Consider the following 15,288-nt stretch of genomic DNA (forward strand, 5'->3'; position numbering starts at 1 on the left):
CGGCCATGGCCCGGAGGAGCAGCGAGGCGGTGCCCATCGAGCGCATCGAGGCTCGGGCGTATGAGATACCGACGGATGCGCCCGAGGCGGACGGCACCATCGAGTGGGACAGCACGACGTTGGTGGTGGTGGAGCTGACGGCGGGAGGCACGCGGGGGCTCGGCTACACCTACGCTGACGCCGCGGCGGCGGGCCTCATCCACCGCACGCTATCCAAGGAGCTCCTGGGACATGACGTGATGGACGTGCCGGCGCGGATGGTGTCGTTGCTGACGCGGGTACGCAACAAGGGGCGGCCGGGGCTGGTGGCCATGGCGCTCTCCGCGGTGGATGCGGCTTTGTGGGACACGAAGGCACGGCTGCTGGACGTGCCGCTGGTGAGGTTGCTGGGAGCCGCGAGGGACGAGGTGCCCGTCTACGGCAGCGGAGGTTTCACCTCGTACTCCGTCGCGAGGCTGAAGGAGCAGCTCGCGGGTTGGGTGGAGCAGGGGATTGCGCGGGTGAAGATGAAGGTGGGCAGCCACCCGGACGAGGATGGGATGCGGGTGTGGGAGGCGCGGGAGGCCATTGGCCCGGATGCGCAGCTCTTCGTGGACGGGAACGGGGCGTACACGGTGAAGCAGGCGCTGGTGATGGCGGACGGCTTCGCGGAGGCGGGCGTCGTCTGGTTCGAGGAGCCGGTGTCGAGCGACGACCTGGAGGGGCTGCACCTGTTGCGGCAGCGCATTCCGAGCGGGATGAACGTGGCGGCGGGGGAGTATGGCTGGGACGCCATCTACTTCCAGAGGATGCTGGGGGCGCGGGCGGTGGACGTGCTGCAGGCGGACGCGACACGGTGCCTGGGGGTGACGGGCTTCCTCCAGGTGGACGCGCTATGCGAAGGCTTCCAGGTGCCGTTGTCGGCACACTGCGCGCCCAGCCTCCACCTGCACGCGGCCTGCGCGGCGCGCAACCTGGTGCATCTGGAGTACTTCCACGACCACGTGCGAATCGAGCACCTGCTATTCGACGGGGCGCGCGGCCCGGTGAAGGGGGTGCTGACACCGGACCTGTCCAGGCCGGGGATGGGACTGGAGCTCAAGCGACAGGATGCCGAGCGCTACGCGCTGTGAGCTCTGGGTTGTCTGTGCCATGCGACCGGCTCTACCCCATCCTTCCCGTAGGAGCTCGAACCGGGGTGGACAACCGGGCCGCCGTGTCCATGTTCCCTGTGCTATGGGCGGAATGCCGCGAGATTCGAGGCTGGACAGCACGCTTGCTCTGTTATCGGAAGGCTACCGTTTCATCGGCAACGGCTGCGCCCGGCACCGCTCCGATGTCTTCGAAACGCGCCTCCTCCTCCGGCCGACCCTGTGCATGAGCGGGGCGGAGGCCGCCCGGATGTTCTACGACTCGGAGCGCTTCCAGCGGCGCGGCGCCGCCCCGCTTCGTCTCCGCAAGACGCTCTTCGGCATGGGGGGCGTGCAGGGACTGGATGGTGAGGCCCACCGCTCGCGGAAGGCGATGTTCATGTCGCTCATGTCGCCGGACGGTATCCGGCGCCTCTCCGAGCAGGCGGAGAAGCACTGGAGGGCCTCCATCCGCGAGTGGGAGCGCAAGGGGCGGCTCGTGCTCCTCGATGAGGTCCAGCAGCTCCTCTGCCGTGTGGTCTGCGAGTGGACCGGGGTGCCGCTGCCCGAGGCCGAGGTGATCCAGCGGACGCGCGAGCTCACTGCATTGATTGATGGTTCGGGGGGGGTCGGGCCGAGGCACTGGCGTGCGCGCCTCATGCGGATGCGGTCCGAAGCCTGGCTGGGAAGGCTGGTCTCCCGGGTCCGCGCGGGCAGGCATGCCGCTCCCGAGGGGAGTGCCCTCCGGACGGTGGCGGAGTACCGGGGACCGGATGGGAAGCGGCTGGGCCCACGCCTGGCGGCGGTCGAGCTGCTGAATGTGCTGCGCCCGACGGTCGCCGTCGCGCGGTTCGTGGTGTTCGAGGCCCTCGCGCTTCACGAGCACCCCGAGAGCCGCGCGTGGCTCCTGGAGGAGGAGGACGACGACGCGTATGAGCACTTCGTCCAGGAGGTCAGGCGCTACTATCCCTTCTTCCCGTTCGCGGCGGCCCGTGTCCGGCGGGACTTCACGTGGAAGGGCTACCATTTCCCTCGGGGCCGGCGCGTGCTGCTGGACCTGTACGGCACGAACCATGACGTCCGGCTGTGGGAGCGTCCTCACGAGTTCCGGCCGGAGCGGTTTCGGACCTGGGACGGGAGTCCATTTTCGTTCATTCCGCAGGGCGGGGGTGATCATCACACCGGGCACCGCTGCGCTGGCGAGTGGAGCACCATCGCGCTCATGAAGGTCGCCGCGCGCATGCTCACGCGCGGCATGCGCTACGACGTCCCGTCGCAGGATCTCCGGGTCGATCTCTCCAGGATTCCCGCGGAGCCGGCCAGCCGGTTCGTCATCGCGAACGTCAGGGATGCTCGTGAGCCGCCACACGAAAGGGCAGCGGCCGCCTCAACCGCGGGCCGCAAGGCGGTGGCGCTGCCCGGCCCGGAGTCTCCTCGTGGAGTGTGAGCTGGTTCAATTGCTGCCCTCCTCAAGCCAGGTGCTGGCCACGCGCGTGGCGATGGGTGTCCCCAGGCGGGGCGGGGCCTGCCTGTCCGGAGGGTGTCCAAGGGGTGCCGGGCCGGGCGGAGATGATGAGCGTGAGTTCTTGGAGGTTGTCATGGGCCACGAGCACGGACCGCACGAGGGGCAGCCTGGCAATGGCGGGGACGATGGGCATGAGCCCTCGGGCTCCGGCGGCATGGGGAGCAGGGGCCTCACCCGGCCGATGTCCGAGCGCAAGGCGCGCAAGGCGAAGAAGCAGCGCCCTCGGGAGCAGGAGGCGGGCGGCGCCCCCCATGCGATGGGCCGGGAAGAGCGTTTGAAGATGCTGCGCATGCACCACCAGCAGACGCTCTGGGTCTACTGGACGGTGCTGCTGCTGGGCGCCTGGACGCTGTTGGCCCCGCTGACCTTCGGCTATGGCAAGGGGCTGGTGGAGCCGAGCGGCGGGCGCGACGTCTGGCTGTCGCTTCCCACCCGTGTCCGGCTGATGACGTGGAGCGACATCGTCAGCGGCGCGCTCCTGCTCTTCTTCGGCTGGCGCGCCCTCACTCCCAACCGGCCCAGGAGCCTCTGGGCCTGCTGCTTCGTGGGCATCTGGCTCAGCCTGGCGCCTGTGGTGCTCTGGGCGCCCAACGCCGCCGCGTACCTCAATGGCACGCTGGTGGGGATGCTCGTCATCGCCCTGACGGTGCTCATCCCCGGCATGCCCAACATGGTGATGTACATGAAGATGGGCCCGGCCACGCCACCGGGGTGGAGCTACAACCCCTCGAGCTGGCCGCAGCGCTGGGTGATGATCGCCCTGGGCTTCCTGGGCTTCGTGGTGTCGCGCTACCTCGCGGCCTTCCAGCTCGGCTACATCGACTCGGTGTGGGATCCCTTCTTCGGCGACGGCACGCGCCAGGTCCTCAACTCGAACATGTCCCACATGTGGCCCGTCTCGGACGCCGCGCTCGGGACGTTCGCCTACACGTTCGAGTTCCTCATGGGCTTCATGGGCAGCCCCTCGCGCTGGCGCACCATGCCGTGGATGGTGACGTTCTACGGCATCCTCGTCATCCCCCTGGGGCTGGTGCACATCTTCCTCGTCATCTCCCAGCCGATCGTCGTCGGGGAGTGGTGTACGTTCTGCCTGCTCGCGGCCGCCATCATGCTGCCCATGTTGCCGCTGGAAGGGGACGAGGTCGTCGCCATGGGGCAGCACCTGGTGCGGGCGAAGCGGCGCGGGGAGTCCCTCTGGGAGGTGTTCTGGAAGGGCGGCTCGCCCGAGGGGAGCACCCAGGACGAGCGCTCACCGGAGCTCCTCACGTTGCCCGAGCACCCCCTGCGGGTGGTGCGGGCGGGCCTCTGGGGGATGAGCGTGCCCTGGACCCTGGCGATCTCGGTCGTGCTGGGCGTGGGGCTCGTCTTCGCTCCCGTCCTCCTGGGCATGACGAAGCCGGCGGCCGACATCTTCCGCCTGGCGGGCCTGCTCACCATCACCGTCTCCGTCATCGCCATGGGAGAGGTGTTCCGGCTGGCGCGCTACCTCAACGTCCTGCTCGGGCTCGGGGTCGCCGCCGTGCCCTGGTTCCTTGGAGGCGGTACGCTGGCGGGCCGCCTCGCCGGGCTCCTCACGGGGCTGCTGCTCGTGGCGCTGGCCCTTCCACGCGGCCCCAGGCGCGAGCGCTACGGAAGCTGGGACCGCTTCGTCCGGTGATGACCTCACGGTCCCGCTCGGCGGCGGCCGAGGCAGGCTCTGACGGTGCCAGGCGCGGTGGGTTGAGAGCTCACCGCGCCTCATGCCGTGGGGAGTCGGGGGCCCTCCGGGATGCTCGCCCCCGCGAGGGTGCACTGTCTCCTGCGGGGCTCACCCCGGCCGTGCTCAGCACGTGCCCATGCGGCAGGCGCTGGCCGCCTCCTCCCCTGGAATTTCCAGGGGTTGCCAACTGAACCCAACGCGCACGCGCATTGCAGAAAGGGGTGGCTCCCCCGGGGCGTCCAGCCGGACGTCCCATTCCCAGAGGAGCTTCTCATGAGTGCAGAGCGGCAGGGTCTCTCGCGGTTCCAGGCGGCGGTGGCGTCCCTGGTGATGGTGTCCTTCACCCTCACCGTGGGCTGTGGTCCGGTTCCCGTCAACGAGTGGGGAGATCCGGTGGACGCGGACGGTGCGGAGTCTCAGGTGTCGATGCTCACCGCGAGCACCGTCACGCCGGACGGCCAGGTCCGGGTGGAGCAGCTGAGCATGGAGGAACTGGTGCGGGCCGCGCGCGAGGCCGTGGGCGACGAGGGCTTCCAGCCGGACACCGTGCTGCGCTCGCCGGTCACGGACGCCGGAGAGGTCCGCATCCAGAGCGAGGGCCAGAGCCTGCGCAGCGAGACGGCGGGCGACGCGCTCCAGGTTTCCTGGGACGTGGACCGGGGCCAGATGACCTTCCACTCCGACGCGGGCACCACCACGGTGACGCTCAGCGGCACCACGCACCGCAAGACCCTCGCGACGGTCCTCGGTGCCATCGCCACCTTGACGTTCATCGGATTCGATGGGGCGGGCGAGGGCGAGGTATCCGAGCAGGGCGGGCCCATCATCATCTTCATCATCTTCGCGACGGTCGCCGCCTGCCTGGCCGACCGGCACCACTGCAGCTCGGTCGCCAAGAAGCGCTGCGGCAAGCGGGGCGTGAAGTCGATCAAGTCGAGCTGTGGTGGCCTGCCGGTGAAGCTGCGCTGCGAGATCCGCTGCCGCGGCTAACGCGCACGCTGGCGCAGCCAGGCCTCCAGTTCCTCGCGCGTCTGCCGCACGCCGTCCCCCACCAGTTCGTCCCGGGCCTCCAGGGCCAGCCGCCGCGCGCGCGGGCGGTCCTTTCCGGACGCCCACAGGGCCTCGGCGAGGTGGAAGCGGATGCGCCCCACCTTGGTGGTGGGGGCGTCTCCGTCCTGTGCCGCCGCCAGGGCCCGCTCGAGCAGGGGGACGGCGCGGTGTGCGCGGCCCGCGCGCACGTGGACCACGCCCAGATCGTGCGTGGCGTCCACCACGCCCGGGTGGCTGGCGGGCAGCGCCCTCGTGGCGAGCGCGTGCGCCCGCTCGAAGTAGCCGAGCGCCTCGTCCTCCCGTCCGAGCTCCTGGAGGATGAAGGCCATGGCGCCGTGGGCCGCGGCCACCTCCGGGTGGTCCGCGCCCAGCTCCCGCGCCGAGACGTCCAGCGCGTCCTGGAGGGAGGCGAGCGCCTCCTCGGGGCGCCCCAACTCCTGCAGCGTCTCGGCGATGGAGAGCTTCAACCGGAAGACGTTGGGGTGGGTGGGCAGCAGCGCCCGGGCGTAGATGGCCCGGGCGCGGAGGAAGGCCCGCAGCGCCTCCGCGGGCTGCCCCAGCGCGAGGTGGTCCGTGCCCACGGTGTGCGCGGCCGCTCCGACCCGTGGGTGCTCGGGCCCCAGCGCCCGCTCATAGATGAGCAGGGCCCGCTGCTGGGACGCGAGCGCCTGCGCATGGTCCCCTCGGGACCAGGCCACGCTCCCCAGCCGGGAGTGGGAGACGGCTGCTTCCATGGAGTCGGGCCCCAGCGCCCCCTCCGCCAGGCTCAGCGCCCGGCGGAAGTGCTCCTCCGCCTCCGCGAGACGGCCCTGCCGGTAGTAGGCCCACCCGTTGTCCCCATGGAGCATCCACGCGAGCCGATCGTTGCGCGGCATCCGCGAGAGGAGGGCGAGGCCGTGCTCGAACCAGGGAGAGGCCTCCTCCGCCCTCGCCATGTTGTCCGACAGCAGCCGGACGAGGTTGGCGATGGCTCGCGCCTTCACCTCGTCATGGTGGGAGGCCTCGGCGGCGGCCAGGGCGGCGCGTGACATGCGCTCCGCCTCCCCGTCCGCGCCGTGGGTGCGCTGGAGCTCCGCCAGCTGCACGAGCACCTCGGCCTCCAGCGGCTGGTAGCCCAGCGCCCGCGCCTCCGGAAGCAGGGCCCCGGCGGCCTCCAGCCCCTCCTTCACCTTTCCGGAGACACCGTGCGCCCGGGCCTGCGCCAGCCTCCCGCGCAGGGCCTCCACCCTGGCCCTGCGCTCCGCGGATTCAGGGAGCGGCACCTGCCGGTAGAGGGCGCCCTCGTCAGCGCAAGGCTCGAGCGCGGGGAGCGTCCCCGTGGCGGTGACGGCCTCATCCAGCATCCGGGCGTCGGCGCCGAGGAGCACGTCCGTGAGGGCCCGCACCTCGGTGCGCCGCTCCTCCAGGCACGCGGCGCGCAGCGCCAGCAGCTTCCGGCCCGCCTCGCCCACCGCGCGCTCCGCCAGGCAGCTCTCGGTGCGCTGCTGGCTCCACGCGAGGGTGTAGCGGTCCAGCGCCGTCCGCACCCGCCGCCACGTCTGTGGCGCATCCGGCCGGCCCGTGCCGAGGAAGGCCCGCTCCATGTCGGCCCGGCGCGCCTCGTCCCAGATGCCCGCGAGGGCCTGCCCCGTCCGCTGGCACTCCGCCCTCTCTCGCTCGGCGGCGAATGCGTGCAGGGCCACCCCGCCGGCGAGCAGGCAGAGGACGCCCACCCCCAGTGCACGCCGTCGGTAGCGCACCGCCGGGCTCTCCTGCAGGGCCGCGAGCAGCGCGTCCATGGACGGGAAGCGCGCGCTCCGGTGGGCGCTCAGGCCCTGGAGCACCACGCGGTGCAGCCACACCGGCACGCGCGAGTCCCGCGGCGGGCGCCGCACCTTCCCCTCGAGGGCGGCCTGGACGAGGGCGGCCGGGGTGCTGCCGGCGAAGGGGGGCTGGCCGTGGAGGGCCGTGTAGAGGGAGACGCAGAAGCTGAACGCGTCCGCCCGCCCATCCAGGGGCTCCCCGAGGTACTGCTCCGGGGCCATGTAGCCGGGCGTGCCCGCTGGCGCGCTCGGCGCCTCCCCCGGTCCGGCCCCGGCCGCCCCTCCTGCGTCCGAGGCGGGCCCGCCCGGTGCCGGTGTGTCCGCCCTGCCGGGGCGGGCCAGGCCGAAGTCGGTGACGTATACCCGCCCGTCCCGGCCCACCAGCACGTTGTCCGGCTTGAAGTCGCGGTGCACGAGGCCCGCCGCGTGCGCCGCGGCCAGCCCTCGGCCCGCCTCCACGAAGACGCGGACGATGTCCCTCCAGTCCCTTCGGGCCTCGCGCAGCCAGGTGCGCAGCGTGGCGCCGCCCTCCACCAACTCCATGGCGATGAAGACGCGGCCCTCGAACTCGCCCACGTCGTGCACCGGCACCACGTTGGGGTGGCACAGCCGGGCCATGGCCTTCGCCTCGGCCTGCAGCCGGTGTTTCGCTTCCTCCTGGTCGCCCCCGGTGTCGCGGGGCAGCAGCAGCTTCAGGGCCACCCGCCGGTCCAGCCGGGGATCATACGCCGCGTACACCACCCCCATGCCACCCTGGCCCAGCCGGTCGAGCACGAGGTAGGGCCCCACGGAGGCGCCCCGCGCCAGCCCCTCCGGCGAGAGGTGCTGCCGCGCGTCCAGCACCAGGGTGGGGGAGGGGGTTTCATCTGGCTGTTCCGCGAGCACGCCCATTTCCTTGCCGCCTGTCCACCCGGCGCCGGGCGTCTACTCCTGTCCCTTCAGCCCGTAGCGCTTCACCAGGCGGTGGACGTGGTTGCGCCCGAGCTGGGCGGTCCTCGCCGCCTCGGAGATGTTGCCCTGGCAGCGCTCGAGCAGGGACACGAGGTAGTCACGGGTGAAGGTCTCGACGAGCCGCTCCTTGGCCTCCTTGAAGGGAAGCTGGACGAGCCCGGGCTCCAGCGGCACGGGAGCCGGACTGGCCGCGGCCTCGGGTGTCAGGTCCGGCTCCGGCCCCACCAGCGCGCGCTCCACCACGTTGCGCAGCTCGCGCACGTTGCCCGGCCACGCGTGCGCGGTGAGCTGCTCCATGAGCGCCGGGGAGAGCTCGAAGTCCGGCCGGCCCAGGCGGGAGATGAAGTGGTGCACCAGCAGGGGGATGTCCTCCGCGCGCTCGCGCAGCGCGGGCACGCGTGCCAGCACCACGGCGAGGCGGAAGTAGAGATCCTGCCGGAAGCGGCCCGCGGCCACCTGCCCGGTGAGCTCCCGGTGCGTGGCGGCCACCACGCGGATGTCCACCTTGCGCGTGCGGTTCTCGCCCAGCCGCTTCACGCTGCCCGTCTCCAGGACGCGCAATAGCTTCGGCTGGAGCTCGAGGGGCAGCTCGCCCACCTCGTCGAGGAAGACCGTGCCGCCATCCGCCTCGAGGAACGCACCGTCGCGGTCCGACGCCGCGCCGCTGAAGGCCCCCCGGACGTGGCCGAACAGCTCGCTCTCCACCAGCGAAGGGGCCACCGCCCCGCAGTCGATGACGACGAAGGGCCGGTCCCGGCGGGGCGAGGCCCGGTGGATGGCCTCGGCGAGCACCTCCTTGCCCGTCCCCGTCTCCCCGAGCAGCAGCACCGTCGAGTCGACCTCCGCCACCCGCTCCAGGAAGCCGAAGAGCTGGCGCATGCGCACGCTCTGTCCGATCGCCCCACCGAATTGCACGGGCAGCGCCAGCGCCGGCCCGACGTCCGCCTGCTCCAGGACGAGCCGCAAGACGCTCTTGCCCACCGTCAGCGTGGCCTCGCGCTCGACGAGCACCTCCCGGATGCGGGCGCCCGACAGGTAGGTCCCGTTCGTGGAGCCCAGGTCCCGCACCCACACCCCCTCCTCGCGCAGCTGCAGCTCGACGTGCTCGCGGGAGACGGCCGGGTCCGACAGGCGCATGCCCGTCCGCGGCCGGCTGCCGAGCACGAGCGAGTCCTCCAGGAGCATCGTGTGTCCGGCATCCGGTCCGGACACCACGCTCAGCCGGTAGCGCCGTAGCTGAAGCGCTCCTGACGTGGAGTCGAGCCGGACGCGGGAGGCGCGGGACATGCGCTGGGTGATGGGGTCGGACATGGCCGGAGCACAGGGGGGGAGGTTACCCGATAGTACGGGTTCTCCCTGCTTCCTGTCTCTCCCAATGGGCGTCCTTCTCCGGCCCTCGGGGTGCACGGGCTTCCCCGAGGGCGCTCCCTCAGAAGTGGAGCCGGTTGCCCACCACCTGGGCCTGGGCGGCGGCCATGGCGCGCCCCGCGTAGTACATGAGCTCCTGCGTGGCCCAGGGGTTGGCCGCGTACTTGCGATCCTTGACGTACTTCAGGTGGGCCTTGGAGATGCGGGCCAGGTCCACGACGATCTCCTTCACCGTCTTGCCCTGGAGCTCATGCGCGTGCGCCGCGCCGGAGCGCACCCACGAGGACAGGTTGAGCTCCTCCCAGTTGTCGTCCACCCACTTCTCGTAGGCGAAGTGCTCCACCTGGGCGTCGCCATTGACGATGTCCGCGTTCTCCCAGAACACGGTGTGGTAGGGCTGGGCGATGTCCTGGATGTAGTGGTTGCCCCGGCCCACCAGCTTCCAGCCGAGGGTGTTGTTGCCCGCGGCGAAGGCCTGCTTCGCGTTGTCGAAGAACTTCTGCGCCACCTTGTGGGCCTCGCCGTCTGGCGCGAGCGCCCAGCTGTCGTAGTTGGTGATGTCGAGCCAGTGGTCCGCGTTGGCGCCGGGGATGGCGGCACCCGTGTCGTAGGCGGGGTTGAGCTCCTCGTCGTAGCCGTAGGCCCCGACGTTGTCCTCGGCGGCCGTGGTGTCCGCCCAGGGCGCCTCCCCGCGGAGCTGGGTGATGAGGGTGCTGTTGGTCATACCGCCCGCGCGCGCCACCTGTTCGGCCATGTTCCGATGCGCCTTCGCGTAGAATGCCTGCGCGGAGGTGAGGCCCTGCACGGCCACCGAGACGGCGACTCCCACCACCACTCCGCGCTTCTTCCAGGACGACTGTTCCGACATGGTTTCTCCCTGCTCAAGGGGCATGACCCTCCATGCCCGGATCCGTCGGCTCCGGCGGCACTTCGCCCGGAGCGTGCTCATGCTCATGCGAATGGGGTGGGGAGGGGGGTGGCACCCACCCCTCCTGTGGCGGCGGAGGCGGGGGCATCCGCGCCGCGGCCAGCTTCGGTGCCATCATCTCCACGTAGGCCCGGTTACCCGCCGCCGCGCGCTCGGTGCGCAGCAACTCCACCTCCAACCCCTCGAGCGCGAGCGGCGGCGAGCCCCCCTCCTTCGCGAGCGCGGCCAGGCGCGTCTGGAGCACGCGCGCGCGCTCCCGGTACCAGGCCAGCTCATTGGTGGCGCGCTGCAGGCGCGCATGGAGCTCCTTCCGCTGCTCGGGGGTGAAGCGGGAGAGTGGGTGGGTCTCCTCGCTCGCGTGGCGCGGGTCGGCCAGGACTCCCTCGCGGACGGCCTCCTCCATCACCCGCGCGAAGCGCACCGGGTCGGGCACCGGCAGCTTCTCCACGGGCGCTCGTGCCTCTCCGGCGGGCGTCGGCGTGGCGAGGGCGTCGCGGACGCGCGCGTGGAACTTGTGCTCGGTGGACGAGGTGGGCGGAGCAGCCCCCGTGGGGCCACGCGCGGGCGTGGCACGGGCTTCGGGAGGGGCACCACCTGCGAGGAGCGTGCGCTCCTCCTCCGGGTCGCGCGGGAACAGCTCGAACACTCCCGCCGTGGCGGCTGTCACCAGCCATGCCGCCGTGACCCATCGCTTCATTCCCATGTGGCGTGCCTCCGTGGTGCCCGGCGGTTCCACTGCCGCGCGTCGGCCGCCCCCTTAGCAAGGCGCGTGCAAGGAGCCTCGGAAGCGCCGGACCGGCGCAAGCCCGCGGAATGAGAGGCCTTGGCGTGGTGGTGGTGCGCCGCGATGAGGGGGGTGAGCACTGGGGAGGTGGGCACTGGAGGAGACAGTGCTCCCCGGCGTGCTCAGGGAGGTTCGAGCCGCGAACATCGCGCGAGCGCCTCTACCGCGTGCGCTCCACCCCCTCGGCGGAGCCCACGTCGTGCCCGCCCAGCCGGAACCAGCCGAAGCCATGTGCCTCCAGCCGTAGCGGGTACACCCCGTCGCGTGATGGCTTCACGTGCTCCCCGGAGAAGACGTTCACCAGGGTGGCGGACCGGGCTCCCTTCAACTCCAGCGTCACGGCGCGTGGGGCCCTCGCGAAGTTGTGCAGCACCACCATGACGTTGCCCTTCCAGTCGTAACGCAGTCCCAGGACACTCCTGGCACCGGTGTCCAGGACGCTGTACTCACCCCACCCGAGCTCCGGACACTCCTTGCGCATGCGCACCAGACGCTCCACGTGGTTGAGCAGGGAGTCCGGGTCGCGGCGCTGGCTCGCCACGTTGACGCGCCGGTAGGAGGTGGGCCCCTCCTCGACGAGCGGCTTCACCGTGTCCGCGGCCCGGCTGAAGCCCGCGTTCGGGTCGCTGGACCACTGCATCGGCGTCCGCACGCTCTGGCGATCCTCCAGCCCGAGGTGCTCGCCCATGCCAATCTCCTCTCCGTACCAGAGCACCGGAGTACCTGGGAGGGTGAAGAGGAGGCTGTAGGCGAAGTTCAGCCAGTGCGCATCTCCCTCCAACATCGTCGCCAGCCTTCGGCGCAGTCCCCGGCCATAGAGCTGCATCTCCCGCTCCGGGCCCATCTTCTGGAAGACCCGTTGGCGCTCGGCATCCGTCAGCCGGCCCAGGTCGAGCTCATCATGGTTCCGCAGGAACTGCGCCCACTGGGCGACAGGCCGGAACCGGGGGCTCGTCTCGAGCAACTGGACGAGCGGTGTCGCGTCCTCGTCCACCAGGGACAGGAAGAGTTTCTGGTTGGCCAGGAAATGAAGGACGAGCTGCATTCGATGCCCGTCATCGAAGTACGCGCCGATATCCTCCATCGGCACGTTGGCCTCGGCGAGCAGGATGGCGTCACCACGCCGCCAGGACAGAAACTCCCGCATCTCCGAAAGAAAGGTGAAGGCGTCCTCCTCGCGGCGCTTCTGGGGAAGACCCCTCTGCTCGATGAGAAACGGCACGGCGTCCACGCGGAAGCCAGACACCCCCAGCTCGAGCCAGAAGCCCATGATCTTGAGAATCTCGCCGCGCACGCGTGGGTTGGAGATGTTGAGGTCCGGCTGGAAGGCGTAGAAGCGGTGGAAGTAATAGGCCTTTGCTTCTTCGTCGTACGTCCAGGTGGCCTTCTGCGTGCCGGGGAACACCATCCCCTCGTCCCAGTCCGCGGGCTTCTCCTTCGACCAGAGGAAATAATCGCGATACGGGGAGCGCTCGTCCCGCCGCGCCTTCTGGAACCACGGGTGCTGGTCCGAGGTGTGGTTCACCACCAGGTCGATGATGAGCCGGATTCCGTGGAGCTTCGCCTGTTGGCTGAAGGCGACGAAGTCGCCGAGGTCTCCCAGGCGTGGATCCACGGTGTAGTAATCGCTCACGTCGTAGCCGTTGTCGCGGTTGGGCGAGCCGAAGAACGGCAGGAGCCACAGACACGTGACGCCGAGCCCGGCGAGGTAATCCAGGCGGCGGCGCAGCCCGAGGAAGTCGCCCACACCGTCGCCATTGCCGTCCATGAACGTCTCGACGTCCAGACAGTAGATGACGGCGTTCTTGTACCAGAGGTCTTCAATCATCCGGACGCTGCTCGGGTATGGGTGTTTCCAAGGGCGGGATGGAACTGCTTGCGTGTGGCACAAGCTGCATCACGCCGATGCACGGCCCAAGCCCCTCATGAAACCCGGGCCCTCATGGAACCCAGGCCCGCCTGCCCGCTCCTTCCGCGGGCGGACCGACTCGCGGTTCAGGGGGGTTGTTTGTCGGCCCTCCGGTGCGTTCCTACCTCCAACCATGAGCCGTGATCAGGCCGGCGGGCGGCGAGAGCCCGCCTCGAGCCCCAGGGGGCATGAGGGAAGGCAGGCGCATGGAGGCGACTTGGAGGGAGGCAGTGGACCTGGGGGTGAATGCTCCCCCCTTCGAACGCAATCCTTCATCCTGGCGCCAGCGGGTGCCCATCGCCCTGCTGGCCGGAGCGGGCGTCGTCATCTCCGCCTACCTCGCGCTCTTCCAATGGGGGCTCATCGACTCGGTGTGGGATCCCGTCTTCGGCCAGGGCAGCGAGAAGGTTCTCCAGTCGAGCGCGGCGAAGCGGATGGACAGGCTGCTGCACGTACCGGATGCCGCCTTCGGCGCCTGGGCCTATCTCAGCGAGTGCGTGTTCTGTCTGGTGGGCAGCACCCGTCGCTGGCAGTACCGGCCGTGGATGGTCGTTCTCTTCGGCCTGGATGTCATTCCCCTGGGCATCGTGAGTGCGGCGCTCGTCGTCACCCAGGGATTCATCGTGGGGAGCTGGTGCTTCCTGTGCCTGGTGACGGCGGCCATCTCGCTCACGCTGGTGGTGCTCGCCTACGACGAGGTGTGGGCCTGCATGAAGTACCTGCGCCGGGTGTGGCGCTACACCCATGACAAGCGCCTCTTCTGGAACGTCTTCTGGGGACGCGCCTCCGCCATGGCGGACGCGGTGGCCCTGCAGCCGAGGTGAACCATGTGGCCACGTGTCGTGGAGACCCTGCTTGGACTGTGGTTGGTGCTCAGCCCCTTCATCTTCCGCCACCCCGAGGGCGCGAGCGGGCAATGGGTGAATGATCTCACGTGCGGGGTCCTCACGATGACGCTCGCGCTGCTCTCCTGCTGGGAGAGGACGCGCCATGCGCACCTCGGACTCCTGGCGGTGTCCGCGTGGTTGGTGGGCTTCGGCTACTTCGTGGGCGGCTATCCCTCGGCCCCGGGCTACCAGAACAACATCTTCGTGGGCCTCATCCTCGTCCTCTTCGCCATCATCCCCAACGAGGCCAACAAGCCCCCACGGCCCTGGCGCGAGCTCCATGCGCAACGTGCCCGCTCCCGGGCATGAGGGAGCTTCGCGGCGGGGCCCGCGCAACCCCCGCGGGGAGGCCCCCGCTCCGCCTCAACGCGAGCTCCCCTCCAGGAACGCCGCCACGGTCTCGGCGAACTCCGCCGGGGCGTCCTGCTGCACCCAGTGTGAGGCTCGTGACACGCGTACCAGCGTGGCGCCCGGAATCTCCCGTGCGAGCCGCTCACCGTCCGAGACGGGCTGCTGCGGGTCGTCCTCTCCCCAGAGCAGGAGGGTGGGCGCGGTGATGTCTCCATGCCGGTGCACCAGCGCCGTGGTGTGGTTGGTGTTGAGGGCGGAAGCGTCGCGGATGAGGCTCAGCTTTCCCTCCTCGTCCGCGTACGGAGCCACGATGCCCTCGCGGAACTCCGCCGTGAGCCGCTCCGGCCGTGACAGCCCCTCTGGCAGCCCCTCCTGGAGGAATCGCACCACTTCCTCGGGGGGCTTCTGGCGCCAGCGTGGGTTGGCCAGCGCCAGCATGTCGTCGATGGGCCAGGAGTCGTACGCAACGGTGTTGGTCAGCACCAACCGCTCGACGCGCGCGGGATGCTCGATGGCCAGGATGAGCGCCGCGCCTCCTCCGGTGTCGTGCCCCACCAGGGTGGCTCGCGCGAGCCCCAATGCGTCGAGGAGCCGGAGCACCAGCCGTGCATGCACTCGCAGGGACCGATCGAAGCAGTCCCTCCGGTCCGACCATCCATGCCCCAGGAAGTCCGGTGCGATCACCCGGTAGCGCGGGGCGAGCAGGGGGATGACCTCGCTGTAGAGATAGGACCAGGTGGGGATGCCGTGCAGCAGTACGAGCGGAGGCCCCTGGCCGACGTCCGTGTACGCCACACGCACCGGAAGCGGGACGATGCCTTCCAGCTCGAGCACCTGCTGACGGGCACGGAACGCGACATGGTCCATCTCCACTCCTCGGCACACGCCTTTCCTCTCGGGTGCAAGCTGAAGACGGCGTCCCCCC

12 protein-coding genes are annotated in these 15,288 nt (G+C 70.5%); 6 read left to right on the forward strand and 6 right to left on the reverse strand.

Annotation, left to right across the window (positions count from 1 at the left end; genetic code table 11):
* Positions 1 to 5 precede the first annotated feature (5 nt).
* The 4 genes from JQX13_RS38205 to JQX13_RS38220 all read left to right on the forward strand — a co-directional run bounded on the left by JQX13_RS38205 (position 6) and on the right by JQX13_RS38220 (position 5,323).
* The gene (locus tag JQX13_RS38205) at positions 6 to 1,112 is read left to right on the forward strand and encodes an enolase C-terminal domain-like protein (RefSeq protein WP_203404351.1); all 1,107 of its coding nucleotides are present in this window, start codon (positions 6 to 8) and stop codon (positions 1,110 to 1,112) included.
* Between the two features lie 268 nt (positions 1,113 to 1,380).
* Positions 1,381 to 2,556: a cytochrome P450 gene (locus JQX13_RS38210; protein ID WP_203404352.1), complete on the forward strand. Its 1,176-nt coding sequence runs from the start codon at positions 1,381 to 1,383 to the stop codon at positions 2,554 to 2,556.
* A gap of 151 nt (positions 2,557 to 2,707) precedes the next feature.
* The gene (locus JQX13_RS38215; protein ID WP_239014101.1) at positions 2,708 to 4,291 is read left to right on the forward strand and encodes a vitamin K epoxide reductase family protein; all 1,584 of its coding nucleotides are present in this window, start codon (positions 2,708 to 2,710) and stop codon (positions 4,289 to 4,291) included.
* A 315-nt stretch (positions 4,292 to 4,606) separates the two neighbouring features.
* Complete coding sequence (locus JQX13_RS38220; protein WP_203404353.1) at positions 4,607 to 5,323, forward strand: hypothetical protein; 717 nt, start codon at positions 4,607 to 4,609, stop codon at positions 5,321 to 5,323.
* Here JQX13_RS38220 and JQX13_RS38225 read toward each other — a convergent pair.
* The 5 genes from JQX13_RS38225 to JQX13_RS38245 form a co-directional block, all read right to left on the reverse strand.
* Positions 5,320 to 8,070, reverse strand: a complete 2,751-nt coding sequence (locus JQX13_RS38225; RefSeq protein ID WP_203404354.1) for a serine/threonine-protein kinase — start codon at positions 8,068 to 8,070, stop codon at positions 5,320 to 5,322. The genes JQX13_RS38220 and JQX13_RS38225 overlap by 4 nt on opposite strands.
* 39 nt (positions 8,071 to 8,109) lie before the next feature.
* Positions 8,110 to 9,447 carry a sigma 54-interacting transcriptional regulator gene (locus tag JQX13_RS38230; protein WP_239014102.1) on the reverse strand — a complete coding sequence of 446 codons (1,338 nt, stop codon included), beginning with the start codon at positions 9,445 to 9,447 and terminating at the stop codon, positions 8,110 to 8,112.
* A 118-nt stretch (positions 9,448 to 9,565) separates the two neighbouring features.
* Positions 9,566 to 10,372 carry a hypothetical protein gene (locus JQX13_RS38235; protein ID WP_203404355.1) on the reverse strand — a complete coding sequence of 269 codons (807 nt, stop codon included), beginning with the start codon at positions 10,370 to 10,372 and terminating at the stop codon, positions 9,566 to 9,568.
* A 13-nt stretch (positions 10,373 to 10,385) separates the two neighbouring features.
* Positions 10,386 to 11,129 (reverse strand): hypothetical protein, encoded by a 744-nt coding sequence (locus JQX13_RS38240; RefSeq protein WP_203404356.1) that lies wholly within the window; start codon positions 11,127 to 11,129, stop codon positions 10,386 to 10,388.
* Between the two features lie 247 nt (positions 11,130 to 11,376).
* Positions 11,377 to 13,044, reverse strand: a complete 1,668-nt coding sequence (locus JQX13_RS38245; protein ID WP_203404357.1) for an alpha-amylase family protein — start codon at positions 13,042 to 13,044, stop codon at positions 11,377 to 11,379.
* 287 nt (positions 13,045 to 13,331) lie between these two features.
* Between JQX13_RS38245 and JQX13_RS38250 the strand changes: the two genes are divergently transcribed.
* A complete protein-coding gene (locus tag JQX13_RS38250; protein ID WP_203404358.1) occupies positions 13,332 to 13,949 on the forward strand; it encodes a vitamin K epoxide reductase family protein in 618 nt (205 codons plus the stop codon).
* 3 nt (positions 13,950 to 13,952) lie between these two features.
* Positions 13,953 to 14,321: an SPW repeat domain-containing protein gene (locus JQX13_RS38255; RefSeq protein WP_203404359.1), complete on the forward strand. Its 369-nt coding sequence runs from the start codon at positions 13,953 to 13,955 to the stop codon at positions 14,319 to 14,321.
* Positions 14,322 to 14,375: 54 nt separating this feature from the next.
* Here the strand turns inward: JQX13_RS38255 and JQX13_RS38260 are convergent, their stop codons facing one another.
* Positions 14,376 to 15,230: an alpha/beta fold hydrolase gene (locus tag JQX13_RS38260; protein WP_203404360.1), complete on the reverse strand. Its 855-nt coding sequence runs from the start codon at positions 15,228 to 15,230 to the stop codon at positions 14,376 to 14,378.
* Between the last annotated feature and the right edge of the window lie 58 nt (positions 15,231 to 15,288).

Source organism: Archangium violaceum (assembly GCF_016859125.1).
In the GTDB taxonomy this organism is placed as follows: domain Bacteria; phylum Myxococcota; class Myxococcia; order Myxococcales; family Myxococcaceae; genus Archangium; species Archangium violaceum_A.

Bases quoted from the DNA above. Each gene is read 5' to 3' on its own strand.
- JQX13_RS38240 (WP_203404356.1), bottom strand. From the start codon at position 11,129: ATGAAGCGATGGGTCACGGCGGCATGGCTGGTGACAGCCGCCACGGCG.
- JQX13_RS38210 (WP_203404352.1), top strand. From the start codon at position 1,381: ATGTTCTACGACTCGGAGCGCTTCCAGCGGCGCGGCGCCGCCCCGCTT.
- JQX13_RS38245 (WP_203404357.1), bottom strand. From the start codon at position 13,044: ATGATTGAAGACCTCTGGTACAAGAACGCCGTCATCTACTGTCTGGAC.
- JQX13_RS38260 (WP_203404360.1), bottom strand. From the start codon at position 15,230: ATGGACCATGTCGCGTTCCGTGCCCGTCAGCAGGTGCTCGAGCTGGAA.
- JQX13_RS38255 (WP_203404359.1), top strand. From the start codon at position 13,953: ATGTGGCCACGTGTCGTGGAGACCCTGCTTGGACTGTGGTTGGTGCTC.
- JQX13_RS38230 (WP_239014102.1), bottom strand. From the start codon at position 9,447: ATGTCCGACCCCATCACCCAGCGCATGTCCCGCGCCTCCCGCGTCCGG.
- JQX13_RS38220 (WP_203404353.1), top strand. From the start codon at position 4,607: ATGAGTGCAGAGCGGCAGGGTCTCTCGCGGTTCCAGGCGGCGGTGGCG.
- JQX13_RS38235 (WP_203404355.1), bottom strand. From the start codon at position 10,372: ATGTCGGAACAGTCGTCCTGGAAGAAGCGCGGAGTGGTGGTGGGAGTC.
- JQX13_RS38250 (WP_203404358.1), top strand. From the start codon at position 13,332: ATGGAGGCGACTTGGAGGGAGGCAGTGGACCTGGGGGTGAATGCTCCC.
- JQX13_RS38205 (WP_203404351.1), top strand. From the start codon at position 6: ATGGCCCGGAGGAGCAGCGAGGCGGTGCCCATCGAGCGCATCGAGGCT.
- JQX13_RS38215 (WP_239014101.1), top strand. From the start codon at position 2,708: ATGGGCCACGAGCACGGACCGCACGAGGGGCAGCCTGGCAATGGCGGG.